Origin of the sequence: Aeromonas sp. JL9 (genome assembly GCF_024436075.1) — a bacterium.
GTDB lineage: Bacteria > Pseudomonadota > Gammaproteobacteria > Enterobacterales > Aeromonadaceae > Aeromonas > Aeromonas veronii.
In genome coordinates, this window is the sequence record NZ_JANFNV010000001.1 from 298,313 (window position 1) to 313,846 (window position 15,534).

At 60.3% G+C, this 15,534-nt stretch carries 19 protein-coding genes; 7 read left to right on the forward strand and 12 right to left on the reverse strand.

Annotated features, from left to right (window positions below):
- Positions 1–2: 2 nt before the first annotated feature.
- The 7 genes from NOM06_RS01390 to nqrM are packed head-to-tail and all read left to right on the forward strand — an operon-like array spanning position 3 to position 5,766.
- Positions 3–1,232 (forward strand): NADH:ubiquinone reductase (Na(+)-transporting) subunit B, encoded by a 1,230-nt coding sequence (locus tag NOM06_RS01390; protein ID WP_005338642.1) that lies wholly within the window; start codon positions 3–5, stop codon positions 1,230–1,232.
- Entirely contained in the window at positions 1,222–2,010 is a 789-nt protein-coding gene (locus NOM06_RS01395; protein WP_005338643.1) for a Na(+)-translocating NADH-quinone reductase subunit C, read from the forward strand. Before NOM06_RS01390 ends, NOM06_RS01395 begins: the two co-directional genes overlap by 11 nt.
- Positions 2,003–2,635 carry an NADH:ubiquinone reductase (Na(+)-transporting) subunit D gene (locus NOM06_RS01400; RefSeq protein ID WP_005338644.1) on the forward strand — a complete coding sequence of 211 codons (633 nt, stop codon included), beginning with the start codon at positions 2,003–2,005 and terminating at the stop codon, positions 2,633–2,635. The genes NOM06_RS01395 and NOM06_RS01400 overlap by 8 nt, the downstream gene beginning before the upstream one ends.
- Before the next feature lie 3 nt (positions 2,636–2,638).
- A complete protein-coding gene (nqrE, locus tag NOM06_RS01405; protein WP_005338645.1) occupies positions 2,639–3,235 on the forward strand; it encodes an NADH:ubiquinone reductase (Na(+)-transporting) subunit E in 597 nt (198 codons plus the stop codon).
- A gap of 32 nt (positions 3,236–3,267) precedes the next feature.
- Entirely contained in the window at positions 3,268–4,491 is a 1,224-nt protein-coding gene (gene nqrF, locus NOM06_RS01410; protein ID WP_005338656.1) for an NADH:ubiquinone reductase (Na(+)-transporting) subunit F, read from the forward strand.
- 3 nt (positions 4,492–4,494) lie between these two features.
- On the forward strand, positions 4,495–5,532 hold the full coding sequence (locus tag NOM06_RS01415; protein ID WP_005338666.1) for an FAD:protein FMN transferase ApbE: 1,038 nt from the start codon (positions 4,495–4,497) through the stop codon (positions 5,530–5,532).
- Between the two features lie 9 nt (positions 5,533–5,541).
- On the forward strand, positions 5,542–5,766 hold the full coding sequence (gene nqrM, locus NOM06_RS01420) for a (Na+)-NQR maturation NqrM (protein ID WP_005338668.1): 225 nt from the start codon (positions 5,542–5,544) through the stop codon (positions 5,764–5,766).
- A gap of 73 nt (positions 5,767–5,839) precedes the next feature.
- Here nqrM and NOM06_RS01425 read toward each other — a convergent pair whose 3' ends face one another.
- From NOM06_RS01425 to NOM06_RS01480, 12 genes are all read right to left on the reverse strand, one after another.
- Positions 5,840–6,379: a DUF3833 domain-containing protein gene (locus NOM06_RS01425; protein WP_255909339.1), complete on the reverse strand. Its 540-nt coding sequence runs from the start codon at positions 6,377–6,379 to the stop codon at positions 5,840–5,842.
- 14 nt (positions 6,380–6,393) lie between these two features.
- Positions 6,394–6,936, reverse strand: coding sequence for a chalcone isomerase family protein (locus NOM06_RS01430; protein WP_255909341.1), 543 nt, complete (start codon positions 6,934–6,936; stop codon positions 6,394–6,396).
- Positions 6,893–7,114, reverse strand: coding sequence for a TIGR02450 family Trp-rich protein (locus NOM06_RS01435; RefSeq protein WP_019445887.1), 222 nt, complete (start codon positions 7,112–7,114; stop codon positions 6,893–6,895). Before NOM06_RS01435 ends, NOM06_RS01430 begins: the two co-directional genes overlap by 44 nt.
- Entirely contained in the window at positions 7,111–7,587 is a 477-nt protein-coding gene (locus NOM06_RS01440; RefSeq protein ID WP_021230328.1) for a DUF2878 domain-containing protein, read from the reverse strand. The genes NOM06_RS01435 and NOM06_RS01440 overlap by 4 nt, the downstream gene beginning before the upstream one ends.
- A gap of 2 nt (positions 7,588–7,589) precedes the next feature.
- Positions 7,590–8,846 (reverse strand): cyclopropane-fatty-acyl-phospholipid synthase family protein, encoded by a 1,257-nt coding sequence (locus NOM06_RS01445; RefSeq protein ID WP_255909343.1) that lies wholly within the window; start codon positions 8,844–8,846, stop codon positions 7,590–7,592.
- Positions 8,846–9,628 (reverse strand): DUF1365 domain-containing protein, encoded by a 783-nt coding sequence (locus tag NOM06_RS01450; RefSeq protein ID WP_255909345.1) that lies wholly within the window; start codon positions 9,626–9,628, stop codon positions 8,846–8,848. Before NOM06_RS01450 ends, NOM06_RS01445 begins: the two co-directional genes overlap by 1 nt.
- Positions 9,625–10,884: an NAD(P)/FAD-dependent oxidoreductase gene (locus tag NOM06_RS01455; RefSeq protein ID WP_255909347.1), complete on the reverse strand. Its 1,260-nt coding sequence runs from the start codon at positions 10,882–10,884 to the stop codon at positions 9,625–9,627. The genes NOM06_RS01450 and NOM06_RS01455 overlap by 4 nt, the downstream gene beginning before the upstream one ends.
- Positions 10,881–11,615 carry an SDR family NAD(P)-dependent oxidoreductase gene (locus tag NOM06_RS01460; RefSeq protein WP_255909349.1) on the reverse strand — a complete coding sequence of 245 codons (735 nt, stop codon included), beginning with the start codon at positions 11,613–11,615 and terminating at the stop codon, positions 10,881–10,883. The genes NOM06_RS01455 and NOM06_RS01460 overlap by 4 nt, the downstream gene beginning before the upstream one ends.
- The gene (locus NOM06_RS01465; protein WP_255909351.1) at positions 11,612–12,040 is read right to left on the reverse strand and encodes a nuclear transport factor 2 family protein; all 429 of its coding nucleotides are present in this window, start codon (positions 12,038–12,040) and stop codon (positions 11,612–11,614) included. Before NOM06_RS01465 ends, NOM06_RS01460 begins: the two co-directional genes overlap by 4 nt.
- Before the next feature lies 1 nt (position 12,041).
- On the reverse strand, positions 12,042–13,463 hold the full coding sequence (phrB, locus tag NOM06_RS01470) for a deoxyribodipyrimidine photo-lyase (protein WP_255909352.1): 1,422 nt from the start codon (positions 13,461–13,463) through the stop codon (positions 12,042–12,044).
- Entirely contained in the window at positions 13,463–14,347 is an 885-nt protein-coding gene (locus tag NOM06_RS01475; protein ID WP_255909354.1) for a MerR family transcriptional regulator, read from the reverse strand. The genes phrB and NOM06_RS01475 overlap by 1 nt, the downstream gene beginning before the upstream one ends.
- 69 nt (positions 14,348–14,416) lie before the next feature.
- On the reverse strand, positions 14,417–15,364 hold the full coding sequence (locus tag NOM06_RS01480; RefSeq protein ID WP_255909355.1) for a DUF523 and DUF1722 domain-containing protein: 948 nt from the start codon (positions 15,362–15,364) through the stop codon (positions 14,417–14,419).
- Between the last annotated feature and the right edge of the window lie 170 nt (positions 15,365–15,534).

The window sequence follows — 15,534 nt, forward strand, 5'->3', positions numbered from 1 at the left end:
CGATGAGTTTCAAGCAACTTCTTGAAAATATGGAACACCACTTCGAACCGGGTGGAAAGTACGCCAAGTACTATGCCCTGTTCGAAGCGGCGTACACCCTGTTCTACACCCCGGGTAGCGTTACCCGCAACGCCTCCCACGTTCGTGATGCGCTCGATCTGAAGCGCATGATGATCATGGTGTGGCTGGCCGTGTTCCCGGCCATGTTCTGGGGCATGTACAACGTTGGTAACCAGGCGATTGCCGCCATTGCCCACATGGGCTCGGCTGCTGGTGCCAGCAGCTGGCAATATGCCCTGGCTACCATGCTGGGCGCCTCCCTCGATCCGGCTGTAGCCGGTATCGGCAGCAAGATGCTGATTGGCGCCACCCACTTCTTCCCGATCTACATCACCGTCTTCTTTGTCGGTGGTTTCTGGGAAGTGCTGTTCGCCATGGTGCGCAAACACGAGATCAACGAAGGCTTCTTCGTAACCTCAATTCTGTTTGCCCTGATCGTGCCGCCCGAGCTGCCACTGTGGCAAGCTGCGCTGGGTATCACCTTCGGTGTGGTGATGGCCAAAGAGGTGTTCGGTGGTACCGGCAAGAACTTCCTGAACCCGGCGCTGGCTGGTCGTGCGTTCCTGTTCTTCGCCTACCCGGGCCAGATCTCCGGTGACGCCGTGTGGGTTGCCGTTGACGGCTTCTCCGGCGCGACTGCCCTGAGCCAGTGGGCCCAAGGCGGCCAGATGGCGCTGATCAACGGTGCAACCGGCCAGGCTATCAGCTGGATGGACGCTTTCCTGGGTAACCTGCCGGGTTCCATCGGTGAAGTCTCTACCCTGATGATCCTGCTGGGTGCAGCCATGATCGTCTACATGCGCATCGCCTCCTGGCGCATCATCGCCGGCGTGATGATCGGTATGATCGCCACCTCCCTGCTGTTCAACGTCATCGGTTCCGATACCAACCCCATGTTCAACATGCCGTGGCACTGGCATCTGGTACTGGGTGGCTTTGCCTTCGGTATGGCCTTCATGGCGACCGACCCTGTCTCTGCAGCCTTTACCAACAAAGGCAAGTGGTGGTATGGCGCCCTGATCGGCGTAATGGTCGTGCTGGTTCGCGTGGTCAACCCTGCGTTCCCGGAAGGCATGATGCTGGCCATTCTGTTTGCGAACCTGTTTGCTCCCCTGTTTGACCACTTCGTCGCTCAGGCAAACATCAAGCGGAGGATTGCTCGTGGCGTTTAATAAAGATTCAACCCTCGGCACCGTCAGCGTGGTCACCGGCCTCTGTCTGGCCTGTTCCATCGTGGTATCCGTTGCCGCTGTGGGCCTGCGTTCTACCCAGCAGGAAAACAAAGCGCTGGACAAGCAGAGCAACATTCTCGCCGTAGCCGGTGTGGATGTAAGCGAAGTGGCCAAGCGCGACCTGGCCAAACTGTACGGCGAGAAGATCGAAGCCCGTCTGGTGGATCTGGCGACCGGTGACTTTGTTGATGGCGATGCCGACAACTTCGACACCAAGCAGGCAGCCAAAGATCCGGCCCGCAGCATCCGTCTTGCCGCCGCTGACGACAAGGCCAGCCTGCGTCAGATCTCCAAGCAGATCCCGGTATTCTTCGCCAAGGATGCCGAAGGCAAGATCGACAGCATCATCCTGCCCATCTACGGTCAGGGTCTGTGGTCGACCATGTATGCCTTCGTCGCCGTTGCTGCTGATGGCCAGACTATCAAGGGCATCACCTACTACGACCACGGTGAAACCCCGGGTCTGGGTGGCGAGATCGAAAACCCGGCCTGGCAGGCGCTGTTCAAGGACAAGAAACTGTTCGACCAAAATGGCATGCCGGCGCTGCGCGTCATCAAGGGCCATGCTCCGGCGGGCTCCGAGCACGAGATCGATGGTCTCTCCGGTGCCACTCTGACCGGTAACGGCGTACAGCATACCTTCGACTTCTGGATGGGTCCCAAGGGCTTCGGTCCTTTCCTGGCCAAGGTTCGTGCAGGAGAAATCAACAATGGCTGACAAGAGCGAAATGAAGAAGTTGCTGTTGACGCCTGTGCTGGGCAACAACCCCATCGCCTTGCAGGTGCTCGGTGTCTGTTCTGCACTGGCGGTTACCAGCCAGATGAAAACTGCGTTTGTAATGACCCTCGCGGTCATGGCGGTCACCGCCTTCTCAAACCTGTTTATCTCCCTGATCCGCAACCAGATCCCGAACAGCGTCCGGATCATCGTACAGATGGCGATCATCGCCTCACTGGTTATCGTGGTTGACCAGGTGCTCAAGGCGTATGCCTATGACATCTCCAAGCAACTGTCGGTCTTCGTGGGTCTGATCATCACCAACTGTATCGTAATGGGCCGCGCCGAAGCGTACGCCATGAAGAGTGCCCCGCTGCCCTCCTTCCTGGATGGTATCGGCAACGGTCTGGGCTATGGTGCCATTCTGCTGAGTGTCGCGACCGTGCGTGAACTGCTGGGCTCCGGCACCTGGTTTGGCATCGAGCTGCTGCCGCTGGTGAACAACGGTGGCTGGTATGTGCCCAACGGCCTGCTGCTGCTGCCGCCGAGTGCATTCTTCATCATTGGTCTGATCATTTGGGGCGTGCGCACCAAGGATCCCAAGCAGGTGGAGGCGAAGGATTAAGGTATGGAACACTATCTGAGTCTGTTGATTAAATCGATCTTCATCGAAAACCTGGCACTCTCCTTCTTCCTGGGGATGTGTACCTTCCTGGCGGTGTCCAAGAAGGTAAAGACCTCCATGGGTCTGGGTATTGCCGTTATTGTGGTGCAGACCATCGCGGTTCCTGCCAACAACCTGATCTACAACTACGTGCTTAAAGATGGCGCTCTGGTATCCGGTCTGGATCTGAGCTTCCTGAGCTTCATCACCTTCATCGGTGTGATTGCAGCACTGGTACAGATCCTGGAGATGGCGCTGGACAAGTACTTCCCGGCACTCTACAACGCGCTGGGTATCTTCCTGCCGCTCATCACCGTGAACTGCGCCATCTTCGGTGGCGTCTCCTTCATGGTGCAGCGTGACTACAACTTCATGGAGTCTGTGGTCTACGGTGTGGGTTCAGGGGCAGGCTGGATGCTGGCGATCGTTGCGCTGGCTGGTATCCGCGAGAAGATGAAGTACTCCGATGTTCCGGAAGGCCTGCGCGGTCTGGGCATCACCTTCATCACCGCCGGTCTGATGGCGCTGGGCTTCATGTCCTTCTCTGGTATCTCCCTGTAATCGGCTTTCCTGCAATCAGAAAGGAACGATAGATGGAAATTATTTTGGGTGTGGTCATGTTTACCGTGATCCTGCTGGCACTGGTGGCAGTCATTCTGTTCGCCAAGTCCAAGCTGGTGACCGCGGGCGACGTGACAATCAGCATCAATGGTGACCCGGCCAAGGCTGTGACCAGCCCGGCCGGTGGCAAGCTGCTCGGCGTGCTGGCTGGCAGCGGTATCTTCGTCTCCTCCGCCTGTGGCGGCGGTGGCTCCTGCGGCCAGTGCAAGGTACGGGTGAAATCCGGTGGCGGCGACATTCTGCCGACCGAACTGGATCACATCAGCAAGGGCGAAGCCCGTCATGGCGAGCGTCTGGCCTGTCAGGTTACCGTTCGCTCCGACATGGATATCGAACTGCCGGAAGAGATCTTCGGGGTGAAGAAGTGGGAATGTACTGTTATCTCCAACGATAACAAGGCCACCTTCATCAAGGAGCTCAAGCTGCAGATCCCCGATGGCGAGAGCGTGCCGTTCCGCGCCGGCGGTTATATCCAGATTGAAGCCCCGGCTCACCACGTGCACTACAAGAACTTCGATATTCCCGAGGAGTATCGCGGTGACTGGGATCGCTTCAAGATCTTTGAGCTGGAGTCCAAGGTCGATGAGCCAATCATCCGTGCCTACTCCATGGCCAACTATCCGGAAGAGTTCGGCATCATCATGCTGAACGTGCGTATCGCGACCCCGCCGCCCAGCAACTGGACTGCCCCTCCGGGACAGATGTCCTCCTACATCTTCAGCCTCAAGGCTGGCGACAAGGTGACTATCTCCGGTCCGTTCGGTGAGTTCTTCGCCAAAGACACCGATGCCGAAATGGTATTCATCGGCGGTGGTGCAGGTATGGCGCCGATGCGTTCCCATATCTTCGACCAGCTGCGTCGCCTGAAGTCCAAGCGCAAGATGAGCTTCTGGTACGGTGCCCGCTCCAAGCGCGAAATGTTCTATGTCGAAGACTTTGACATGCTCGCCGCCGAGAACGAGAACTTCACTTGGAACGTCGCCCTGTCTGATCCGCAACCGGAAGACAACTGGGACGGCTACACCGGCTTCATCCACAACGTGCTCTACGAGAACTATCTCAAGAACCACGAAGCCCCGGAAGATTGCGAGTTCTACATGTGTGGACCTCCGGTGATGAACGCTGCCGTCATCAACATGCTCAAAGACTTGGGCGTTGAAGACGAAAACATCCTGTTGGATGACTTTGGTGGTTAATCCATGCACAGTGTTGTAAAGACCTGGCTAGCCTTCGGGCTAGCCTTTTTCTTGACTGGGTGCGGTCAGGAGACGGTCCAATCCAAACCGGAGATCCACATCACCGGCAGCACCATGGGCACTTACTACTCCATCAAGGTGGCGGACAGCGCCATCAGCGATCCGGCCAAGCTTCAAGCTGAGGTCGATGTCTTGCTGGAGCGGGTCAACGACCAGATGTCGACCTATCGCCCCGATTCCGAACTGTCGCGCTTCAACCAGAGCCGTGACAACAAACCGGTAGTGGTCTCCCGTGATACCGCACGGGTCGTCACAGAGGCCATTCACATTGGCCGTGAGAGTCAGGGGGCGCTGGACGTCACCGTTGGCCCCTTGGTCAATCTGTGGGGCTTTGGCCCGGACAAGAAACCGACCAAGGTCCCCTCCGATGAGCTGATCACCCAGACTCGCCAGAAGACCGGTCTGGGCAACCTGCACGTCATCACCTCGGTGGATGCCGATACCCTGCAAAAAGACATTCCGGATCTCTACGTTGATCTCTCCGCCATCGCCAAGGGCTTTGGTGTGGACAAGGTAGCCGAGTATCTGGAGTCACTGGGTGCGCGCAACTATCTGGTGGAGATTGGCGGCGAGCTGCGGATCAATGGCGTCAACGGCAAGGGTCACCCCTGGCGCGTGGCCATCGAGAAGCCCACCGCAGGCACCGGCACGGTGCAAGAGGTGATCGTGCCCGGTGATAACGGGGTGGCTACCTCCGGCGATTACCGCAACTACTATGAACTGGATGGTCAGCGCTTCTCCCACACCATAGATCCGCGCAGCGGCAAGCCGATCCAGCACCGTCTGGTGTCGGTCACCGTGATCCACCCCTCCTGCATGACCGCAGACGGGTTGGCTACCGTGTTTATGGTGATGGGGACCGAGAAAAGCCTGGCCTATGCCAACGAGCGCGGCCTGGCGATCTTCGTGATCACCAAGACGGACAATGGCTTTGAAGAGGCTTACTCCGATGCCTTCAAGCCCTATCTGGTCAAGAAGTAAGAGGTAGAGATGCAGATTTTTCTGATCACCTTCGGGGTATTCATGCTGGTGATAGCCGCCATGGCTATCGGTTACATCTTCCAGAAGAAGACCATCTCCGGCTCCTGTGGCGGTCTGGGTAGTGTCGGCATCGAGAAAGAGTGCGATTGCCCGGAACCCTGCGACAACCGCAAGAAGAAGATGGCCAAGGAAGAGGCCCGTCGCAAGATGCTGGAAGAGAACCGCATCATCTGATGACTCTGGTTTTTCGGTAAACAAAAGCGCGCCATCGGCGCGCTTTTTACTGGGCGTTATCTTGCGTTAACGGTCAGGGCTGACGTTCGATATAGAGGATCACTTCGCCAAGATGGATACCGAACTTGCTGATCTCGGCACGATTGATCAGACGCTCTTCGTCCAGCAGGTACATCCAGTCATCGAAGCTAACCCGCACCACCTCGCCATCCGGCAGCGCCAGATCGAGCAGATAACGCCAGTTGAGGGCAAACCCTTGGCTTTTACCTACCGCCTCCCCCACCACATCGGAAGCAGTACCTCGCCAGTGACCGTCAACCCCCTTGCTCAGATACCAGGTACGGGTCTGTTGGCGGCCATCATCAAAGTAGAACTGCTCGAACAGCTCTCCCTTGCCATCCTTCCAACGACCCACCATCTCGACCCGAAAGCGACTGGTCACTTCGCCGCTGCGGTCGGTCACCAGGCCGTGAGCCACCAATTTGCCGTTGAAGAAACGGGCAAGATCCCAGTTTGGCCCCTGCCCCCGATAGTCATCGAGACTGGCACCACAGCCACTCAGCAGCAAAAAGGGGAGCAACAGCAACCAGCGGTATGCACGATAGAAAGACATCAGAGACTCCATGTTCAGGGTTGGCCACGCAGGCGGCGGGTAAGGGCGGGATCGCGGCTGTTGTCAGCCAGCCAGATGGCGAGAAAAGCGGCCGAGAATTGCGGATCGGCCAGAGTCCCGAGGGACTTCTCCTGCCACCAGAAGTGGCCTGCCCCGCCCTTGTCGACATAGAAGGTGAGCTTGTCGCCTGCCTGCACATCGGGCCAGAGTGCAGCGAGCTGGCCGAGCCAGCGCTGACGTTCGGCGTTGGAGCCAAGACCGAGTCGCTGCCACTCGGCGGCAGTGGCGCTCAGCAGATCTTCCCGCTCGATGGCTCTGGCATAGGTGAGGGTCAGGGCCTGCGGATAGTGACCGGGCTGATAGCGCCCGCTTTCACTGTAGAGGGTGGCATCGTAGAGCTTGAACCAGAGCCAGTTCATCTCCCCCTGCCCGACCGGGCGCAGCTGCTGCCAGGGGGCGGCAGAAGCATGCACCGCGGTTGCAGCCAAGAGCGTAAACGCCAGCAGTAGCGGGTTAATTCCACCCCATATGCCAGTGGTTGGGGTCTTCCAGTTCATGCCAGTCCATCTCCTGTTCCTGCAGGGTGTTGATATCCTGCATCACCACCTGCACCAGCCGACCTTGCGCATCCCGCTGGCAGGCAACCACCAGATAGAAACGATCTGTCAGCTCATGCTGGCTCTCTTTAGTCCATTTGGAAAAAAGCAACGAGTCGGTCGAAAAGGTGTTTGTCATGACTCACCCTCCAGCTTGACCATTACCCACAGGAGTACGGGTAACCACCACATCCAGATCACTGCCAGCAGCGCCGTGCTGATCCAGATGCCCCAGGGTAAGTTTACTGCCCCCATGGCAGCCCCCGCCACATAGGAGGAAGCACCGCCAAATACGCCAAACAGCGCCTGCTGCCAACGAGGCAAGCGCAGCAGCCAGCGCATACCATGGGCCAGCGTCAGGGCAAAACCGAGCCAGAGCAGCACCAGCCAGAGGGGAAAACCGGACGGGAACCGGAACAGGCCGAGCTGCCAGAGCAGCACATCCAGCAGACAGCCGGCAACCGCAATGGGGAGCAGCCGCCAGTCACGCTGGCGGCTGGGTGAGAAGAGAAAGTGCAGCAGCAACATTGCCAGCAGCGGGCCCGGCTGCTGCCACTTCACCGCCAGCAACCAGTAGAGGTTGAACCCCAGCAGGTGAGCCCACTGCCACATGGTCAGTGACCGCTTACTGGCACATCACCCGACCAGCCAGCGGGCCCCGGCTTGGCGGCCTCCAGCTGCACCAGACTGATGGTGCGCTCCCAGAATCCCCCCTCGCAATAGGCAAAGTAGAAGTGCCACAACCGGATGAAATCCTGGCTGTAACCGAGCTTGGGCAGCTCGGGCGCCAACGCCAGAAACCGCTCGCACCAGTGAGCCAGGGTGCGGGCATAGTGATGGCCGTGATCGTGCAACCGCACCAGCTGCATGTCGGTCTCCCGCGCCAGCAAACCCGCCATCTGGGAGACGCTCGGCAGGCAGCCACCGGGGAAGATGTAGCGCTGGATAAAATCGACTCCGCGCAGATACTGGGCATGGCGCTGATCGGCGATGGTGATGGCCTGGATGAGCAGGCGACCACCGGGCTTGAGCAGCCGTGACAACTGGCGGAAATAGTCGGGCAGGAAGGCGTGGCCTACCGCCTCGATCATCTCAATGGAGACCAGCTTGTCATAGGTGCCCTCCAGCTTGCGGTAATCCTCCAGCAGCAAGGTGATGCGATCCCCCAGCCCCTCCCACGCAATCCACTCCTTGGCATAATCATGCTGGGCCCGGGAGATGGTTGTGGTCGTCACCCGGCAGCCATAGTGGCGGGCGGCATAGACAGCAAGGCCGCCCCAGCCGGTGCCGATCTCCAGCAGATGATCGTCAGGCCCTAACTCGAGCCGCTCGCAGATGGTGCGCAGCTTGGCCTGCTGCCCCTCTTCCAAAGTGGCCTCGGCGCTCGGATAGATGGCGCTCGAGTACTGCATATGGCTGTCGAGAAACCCCTGATAGAGGGTATTGCCGAGATCGTAGTGGGCGGCAATGTTGGAGCGCGAACCGGTCAGGGTATTGCGGTTGAGCCAGTGGCGCACCTTGTTGAAGGGGAAGCTGAGCCAGCCGAGGCGCCGTTCGAGGGAGTCGAGCAGGGTCAGATTACGGGCCAGCAGCCGCACCAGCGCCACCGGATCCGGGCTGGTCCAGAGCCCCTCCACCCAGGTTTCCCCAGCGGCAATGCTGCCCCCCAGCAACAGGCGACGATAGAAGGCAGGATCCTGCACCACCAGTTCGGCATGCAGATCGGTGCCCGCGACGCCAAAGCTGTGGCGCTCACCGCCATCCCGCAGCAGCAGTTGGCCATGTTCGAGGCGACCCAGCAGATTGAGCAGCAGTTGTCTTGCCCCCTTGTCGATGAAAGAGGCAGAGAGGGTTGATTGAGCAAGTTCCATTAGCGGCTCTCCGGATGGGTAAAAATCGGGGTTCGTTTGATAAATAGACGCAGTGCCTGCCAGTAGATCCCGAGCAGCACCTTCATGGTCATCCAGGGCCAGCGAGCCAGCAGGGCCACCAGCCCCTTGCGTGACAAGGGTTCGCGAGTGAGCGCCAGGGTTGCGTCAAACAGCTTGGCTTCACCGGATACGGGATGACTCTCGATATGGATCAGAGTCTCCTGCGCGGGCGGCCTGATCCGCCAGTGATAACGCATCGCCAGCCCCATAAAGGGAGAGACGTGAAAATCCTTGTCATGGGGTGCCAGCGCCGCCAGATCCAGCAGGTAGTAGTGACGCTCGTTCCAGGGGGTGTTCGACACCTCTGCCAGCAGATAGCGCGCCTCGCCCTGCCGGTAGCAGAAGTAGAAGTTGACCGGGCTGAAGTAGAACCCCAGACAGCGCACATTGCCGAGCAGCAGCACCCGCCCCTCGGGCTCGGCATCGCCACCCAGCTCGCTCACCTTCTGCCACACCGCCTGCTTGAGGCTTCCCTCACTCCCCTTGAGATAGTCATGGCGGTGAAACGAAAGCAGCCCTGCCCGCTCCACCCCGAACCAGCGCCCCTGATCGAGCTGCGGCAACTCGTCGAGATCCAGTCCCAGCATAAAGAGGCTGTAGGAGAAGGCGTGGGCCCGCGGCGCAAAACGGCGGTGGCGCACCGAGCCCTGCCAGATGGCGCTGGTGACGCCAGCCAGTTCGTCGGCACGCTCATGTTCGGTGGCCACGGTGGCGCCGTTCATAGCTCGGCCCCGAAGCGCCTGGCGACATCCAGCGCGCTGCGCACCCCATCCTCATGGAAGCCGTTGTACCAGTAGGCGCCACAGAAATGGGTGTACTGCTGGCCGCAGATCTCCGCGCGCCGCTGCTGGGCGGCAATAGAGGCCTGATTGAACACCGGATGGTGATAGACGAAGCGGCGCAGCACCTTGCTCTCATCCACTTTGCCCCTGGGGTTGAGGCTGACGCAGAAGGGCTCCGGCGAGTTCACCCCCTGCAGGATGTTCATGTTGTAGCTCACCAGCGGCCGCGCCTCGTCATTGCCATCTAGCTGATAGTTCCAGCTGGCCCATGCCTTGCGGCGGGTGGGCAGGCAGCGCGCATCGGTATGGAGCCAGACATCGTTGGCCTGATAGGGCATGTCGCCGAGGATGGCCTGCTCCCGCTCGCCGGGATCCGCCAGCAGCGCCAGCGCCTGATCGCTGTGGCAGGCGAGGATCACCTCGTCAAACCTCTCCTCGCCGTAACTGCTCAGGATCACCACGCCATCCGCGTCCCGCCGCACGCTCTGCACCGGACAGGCGAGGCGGATCTGCGACTGCCAACCCGCGGTAAGGGGGCCGATATATTCCCGCGAGCCACCCGGGATCACGTACCACTGGGGGCGATTGGCCACATCCAGCAGGCCGTGGTTGGCAAAAAAGCGCAGGAAGAAGCCAAGGGGGAAGGCGCGCATATCGGCCAGGGTCGATGACCAGATTGCCGCCCCCATCGGCAAGATGTAGTGGCGGGCGAAGTAGTCGCTAAACTCCCCCGCCAGCAAAAAATCCCCCAGGGTCAGCTCGGGGCCAGCCCCCTGATGTTGCCTATCCGCCAGCCAGGCCCGCGCCTCCCGGTTGAATCGCAGGATCTCGGCGACAAAACTGTAGAAACGAGGGCTCAGCAGATTGCTGCGCTGGGCAAACAGGGTATCTAGATTGTGGCCGTTATACTCCAGCCCCTCCGGGCTCTTTACCGAGAAGCTCATCTCGGCAGGTTGCCGCGCCATGCCGATCTGCGCCAGCAACTTCAAGAAGTTGGGGTAGGTACGATCGTTGAAGACGATAAAGCCGGTGTCGATGGCATAGCTGCGGCCAGCCTGATTCACATCGACGGTCGCAGTATGGCCGCCCAGGGTCGGCGCAGCCTCGAACAGGGTTATGTCATGGAGTTTGTGGAGCAGAAAACCGGCGGTGAGCCCCGAGATCCCTGAACCGACGATGGCGATCTTTTTCTTCATGAATGGCTTCCTTTCGATACGAGTGTGCGGCCAAGGCGCAGCCAGAGCCCCACCGGCAGCGCACCAAGCAGGCGCAGCAACCAGATGAAACGGCGGGGAAAGTGGATCTGGTGACGACCGGCGGTCAGCCCGTCCATGATGGCGCGGGAGGCCTGCTCCACCGTCACCAGACAGGGCATGGGAAAATCATTTTTGGCGGTGAGCGGCGTCTGGACAAAGCCGGGGCGGATCAGGGTCACCCCAATCCCTTTGCTGGCCAAATCGAGGCGCAAGGTATCCGCCAGATAGTCGAGGGCCGCCTTGGAGGCGCCATAGGCCTCGGCTCGCGGCAGCGGCAGCCAGCTCACCGACGAGCTGACGATGGCCAGCCGTGACCCAGCCCCGAGCAACGGCAAGAAGGCGGCCAAAGCATGGCCGGTAGCGGTCAGATTGGTGTCGATGACACGGGCAAACAGCTCGCTGTCAAACCCCTCCGCCACATCCATGTACTCGCAGTTGCCTGCGTTGAGGATTAGCAGATCAAGGGATGGCAGCGTAGCAGCCACCCCGCTCATTGCGGCCAGATCCCGGGCATCAAACTGCAGCGGCGTGACGCCATCCAGCCCCAGCGCCTGCAGCCGTTCGCCATCGCGGCCACAACCCCACACCTGCCAGCCTGCCCGCCGGTAATCGAGCGCCAGTTGACGACCTATGCCGGAGGTCGCGCCTGTAATAAGCACCCGGCCGCTCATGCGCCAAGCCTCATCTTGATAGTGCGCACCACGGGCCCGAGCAGCGGCAACTGCTCGTAGAGCATGGCGCCCAGGTCAAAATAGTCCCTGTGCTGGCACACCTTGCCCGCCTCGTCAAATTCGAGGCGGGTGGCCCCCTCCACCGTCACCGGCTCACCACCACGCAATCTGGGGTGAGAGAAGGTCATGGTCCAGCCGAGCCAGGCCTGCGGCCCCTGCTGCTGCTGACTGGTGATGACGAAGCGACAGTAGGCGAGGCGCTGATAGAGAGCGGCAAAATAGTCGCCAAGGGCCGCCAGCCCCTCGATACGGTGGGCCGGATCGGTAAATAGCACCTGTTCGGCATAGACCTCGGGCAAGCGGTGCAACTGCTGTTTGTCCAATTGCTGATAGAGGCCAATAAAGCGGGCCAGCGGCTCGTTCATCCTATTTCTCCAGAGAGCGAAACATCTCGATGGCTCTCACCCGGGCAACGGCGTGATCCACCATGGGAGCCGGATAATCCTGTCGCCCCTTGAGTCGCAGCCAATCGTGGGGCTGATGCACATAAGCGGCGGGAATATCGGCCAGTTCAGTTACCCAAGTACGGATAAACTCCCCTTGTGGATCAAATCGTTGCCCCTGAGTGGTGGGGTTGAATACCCGAAAATAGGGCGCCGCGTCGGCGCCGGTGCCCGCAGCCCACTGCCAGCCGCCATTGTTGGCCGCCAGATCTCCATCGATGAGCCGACTCATGAAGTAATCCTCCCCGAGCCGCCAGTGGATATGGAGATCCTTGGTGAGAAAGCTCGCCACTATCATTCGAAGCCGGTTGTGCATCCAACCGGTGGTGTTGAGACAGCGCATCGCTGCATCAACGATGGGGTAGCCGGTACGGCCCTCGCACCAGGCGGCGAAGGCATCCGGGTCCCAGCTCCACGGCAAGGCTGCCGTCTCGGGTTTGAAGGGGCGATTCATGGAGAGGGTCGGGATCAGCACCAGCAGGTGGCGATAGAACTCACGCCAGATGAGCTCATTGAGCCAGAAAAAGCCGGGCTGGGCCTTGGACTGGGGCCGGTAGCCAAGGCGCTGCTGGAGCGCCGCCACACACTGGCGGGGACTGATGATGCCCGCCGCCAGATAGGGGGAGAGCACGGAGGTACCCGCGATGGCAGGAAAATCCCGGGTCTCGCCATAGTCGAGCACCGCCTGCTCCAGAAAAATGTTCAAACGACGCAGAGCTTCCACCTCGCCCACAGGCCAGCGGGGGTCTGCCGTCAGTTCACCAAGGGCGGCATCGACGAAGTCCCGCTCGGCCAGCGGTAGCCAAGGCAAGGGCTCGCCACGGCGCGCTGGGGCTCGGTGAATAACAAAGCCATCCTCGTCGAGGGCCTTGAGCCAGGCTCGGCTGAAGGGGGTGAAGACCTTGAACATCTCACCCGAGCCGGTCAGCACCCGCTCCGGCGGCAATACGCAACAGCCGTTGAGCCAGTGACAGCTCACCGCCTGCTCTGCCAGTACGGCGCTGACGGCGTGATCGCGGCGCTGCTCGTCGATCTCGATAGCCTGATTGGCATAGAGCTGGGTCACCCCCAGCTCGCGGCAGAGGTCTGACAACGCAGCGGGCGCCTCGGCAAAAGTCTCCACTCGCAGCAGATGGAGCGGGATGCCGAGGGCCGCCAGCTCGCGGCCCAATTCATCCACCTGCGCCAACATAAAGCGCTGACGGATGGGGGCCATTTTGTGCTGCCGCCACTGGGTGGGGGAGATGATAAAGAGCGCGGCAACCGGTTCGTCACCGGCGCAGGCATGCCGCAGTGCCGGGTTGTCGGCAAGGCGCAGATCATTGCGCAACCAGACCAGTTTCATTATTTTTTCCTCCCGCGTCCGCTGGTACCAGCAGCATCTGGGGCATCCGCCATCAGCTCGGCAAGGTTCGCCTGCCAGCCGTGGGCTTTAAGCCACTCATCATCGTAGAGACGACCCAGTTCGCCAAACAGGCGCGTGCCTGCGGGCCACCCGGCGGCCAGCTCCTGTTTGCCAAGCCCTGCCCCCAGCAATACCAGCCAGGGGGTAACGGCACGCCCCTCCAGCAAGCTGGCATGGCGCGGCTCGACCGCCCCCAGCAGTTGCACCTCATAGCCCTGACCGATCAACTCGTAGGCGGCCCAGACCAGATCGAGGGGGCCAACCTGTCCCCAGCTCGCCAGCGTTATCGGCACGGCCTTCTCCTGCTCGATCAGGTGGCGGGCGAAGCGAGTATGGAGCCAGCCCAGCCACACCTGTTGCAGCAGCTCGCCATCCGGCCGCTCGCGCCACAGCCCCAGCAGCCGCTCCACCAGCGGTTGCAGTACCCGGCTTCGTACCAGCTCGAACGGGTAGCTCGCCAGCAGATCGTTGAGCTCAGCCTCCGCCTTGCGCTGGTTGAAGGCAAGCAGCGCCTGACTGAACTGCTCCAGGGTCTGCTGCCAGTGATCGCTCACCGGCTCGGAATGGGGTTCGCTCAAGAGCCCCTTCACCTGCCCGATGCTCACCCCCCGCTCCAGCCAGCTCAGGATCTCGCCGATCTGGCGAATATCCTGCTCGCTGTAGAGGCGGTGGCCCTTTTCGGTGCGGGCCGGTTGCACCAGACCATAGCGGCGCTGCCAGGCGCGCAGGGTCACGGCGTTGACGCCGGTGAGACGGGAGACCTCGCGAATGGGGTAGATCCCCTCATCAGCGAGAGGAGCAATTTCTTGCGATAAATCAGACATGACAACGTCCATCAAACAGAGGGGCAAGGCTCCCCGGCGCAAACCATGCGCCGGGGCAACAGAACGGATTCAGAGCCCGTAACGCAGCTTGAGCGTATCGGGGTGCGGATTGAGATAAACCTGCTCGGCGAGATAGGGATTGGGGTACTCGCGCAGGTAGTGGCGGATCAGGGTGAGCGGCACCAACAAGGGGAAGATGCCAGTGCGGTACTTGTCGATGGTATCGGCAAGCTCCTGCTTCTGGGCTGGGGTCAGCACCCGCTTGAAGTAGCCCTGCAGGTGCATCAGCACATTGGTGTGACTGCGGCGGTTGGCCCGCAGGGTCAGCGCCGTCATCAATCCCTTGATGTAGTTGTCGGCCACCTCCTGCAAATTGGTGGACTTGCCCAGATTGCCGAGCAGCTTGCCGAGGATGCGGTAGTGGGTGGTGGCGTGGGAGAGCACCAGATACTTGTAGCGGGAGTGGAAGCGGATCAGCGCAGAGGCAGTGATGCCGCGGGCACTGAGTTGCTGCCAGTCGTGGTAGGCGAAGACCCGCAGCACAAAGTTCTCGCGCAGGATGGGGTCGCACAGGCGGCCATCCTCTTCCACCGGCAGCAGGGGGTTGGCCTCCATCAAGGCCTTGGCAAAGAGGCCAATCCCCTCCTTGGCGCTCCCCTCGTTGTTGGCGCCATAGACCTTGACCCGCTCCATGCCGCAGCTGGGTGATTTGGCACAGAGGATATAACCGGAGATAAAGTCGAGCTGGCGAGCTTTCTGCTCGCTGAAGGCAATCAGCTTTTCGGTGACATCGAAGCTGCCGTTGCTCGCCTCGGCACGGATCTCGCCGTTGCGCTTGACCAGCCGGATGGCGGCGCGAGGCGCCCCTAGACCGATGGCCATCTCGGGACAGACGGGGTGATAGTCAAAGTGAGCGCCAAGATCCCGTTCACAGAAGCTGGAGCGCTTGTGGCCCCCATCGAAACGTACCTCTTGACCCAGCAGGCAGGCACTGATACCGACTTTAATCTTGTACATGATGACGCCCCTTGTATAAGCATTGATTCAGTTATAGCAGTTATAGCAGTTATACAAAAAAATTAAAGTTGTATAACTATTTGCGACTGATACGACACAAGGAGAAAAAAGGGATCACCGGAAAAAGAAAAAAACCATGGCGAACGCCATGGGTAAAAATCAAGACACTA

Bases quoted from the DNA above. Each gene is read 5' to 3' on its own strand.
- NOM06_RS01390 (WP_005338642.1), top strand. From the start codon at position 3: ATGAGTTTCAAGCAACTTCTTGAAAATATGGAACACCACTTCGAACCG.
- NOM06_RS01400 (WP_005338644.1), top strand. From the start codon at position 2,003: ATGGCTGACAAGAGCGAAATGAAGAAGTTGCTGTTGACGCCTGTGCTG.
- nqrE (WP_005338645.1), top strand. From the start codon at position 2,639: ATGGAACACTATCTGAGTCTGTTGATTAAATCGATCTTCATCGAAAAC.
- nqrF (WP_005338656.1), top strand. From the start codon at position 3,268: ATGGAAATTATTTTGGGTGTGGTCATGTTTACCGTGATCCTGCTGGCA.
- NOM06_RS01415 (WP_005338666.1), top strand. From the start codon at position 4,495: ATGCACAGTGTTGTAAAGACCTGGCTAGCCTTCGGGCTAGCCTTTTTC.
- nqrM (WP_005338668.1), top strand. From the start codon at position 5,542: ATGCAGATTTTTCTGATCACCTTCGGGGTATTCATGCTGGTGATAGCC.
- NOM06_RS01425 (WP_255909339.1), bottom strand. From the start codon at position 6,379: ATGTCTTTCTATCGTGCATACCGCTGGTTGCTGTTGCTCCCCTTTTTG.
- NOM06_RS01430 (WP_255909341.1), bottom strand. From the start codon at position 6,936: ATGAACTGGAAGACCCCAACCACTGGCATATGGGGTGGAATTAACCCG.
- NOM06_RS01435 (WP_019445887.1), bottom strand. From the start codon at position 7,114: ATGACAAACACCTTTTCGACCGACTCGTTGCTTTTTTCCAAATGGACT.
- NOM06_RS01440 (WP_021230328.1), bottom strand. From the start codon at position 7,587: ATGTGGCAGTGGGCTCACCTGCTGGGGTTCAACCTCTACTGGTTGCTG.
- NOM06_RS01445 (WP_255909343.1), bottom strand. From the start codon at position 8,846: ATGGAACTTGCTCAATCAACCCTCTCTGCCTCTTTCATCGACAAGGGG.
- NOM06_RS01450 (WP_255909345.1), bottom strand. From the start codon at position 9,628: ATGAACGGCGCCACCGTGGCCACCGAACATGAGCGTGCCGACGAACTG.
- NOM06_RS01455 (WP_255909347.1), bottom strand. From the start codon at position 10,884: ATGAAGAAAAAGATCGCCATCGTCGGTTCAGGGATCTCGGGGCTCACC.
- NOM06_RS01460 (WP_255909349.1), bottom strand. From the start codon at position 11,615: ATGAGCGGCCGGGTGCTTATTACAGGCGCGACCTCCGGCATAGGTCGT.
- NOM06_RS01465 (WP_255909351.1), bottom strand. From the start codon at position 12,040: ATGAACGAGCCGCTGGCCCGCTTTATTGGCCTCTATCAGCAATTGGAC.
- phrB (WP_255909352.1), bottom strand. From the start codon at position 13,463: ATGAAACTGGTCTGGTTGCGCAATGATCTGCGCCTTGCCGACAACCCG.
- NOM06_RS01475 (WP_255909354.1), bottom strand. From the start codon at position 14,347: ATGTCTGATTTATCGCAAGAAATTGCTCCTCTCGCTGATGAGGGGATC.
- NOM06_RS01480 (WP_255909355.1), bottom strand. From the start codon at position 15,364: ATGTACAAGATTAAAGTCGGTATCAGTGCCTGCCTGCTGGGTCAAGAG.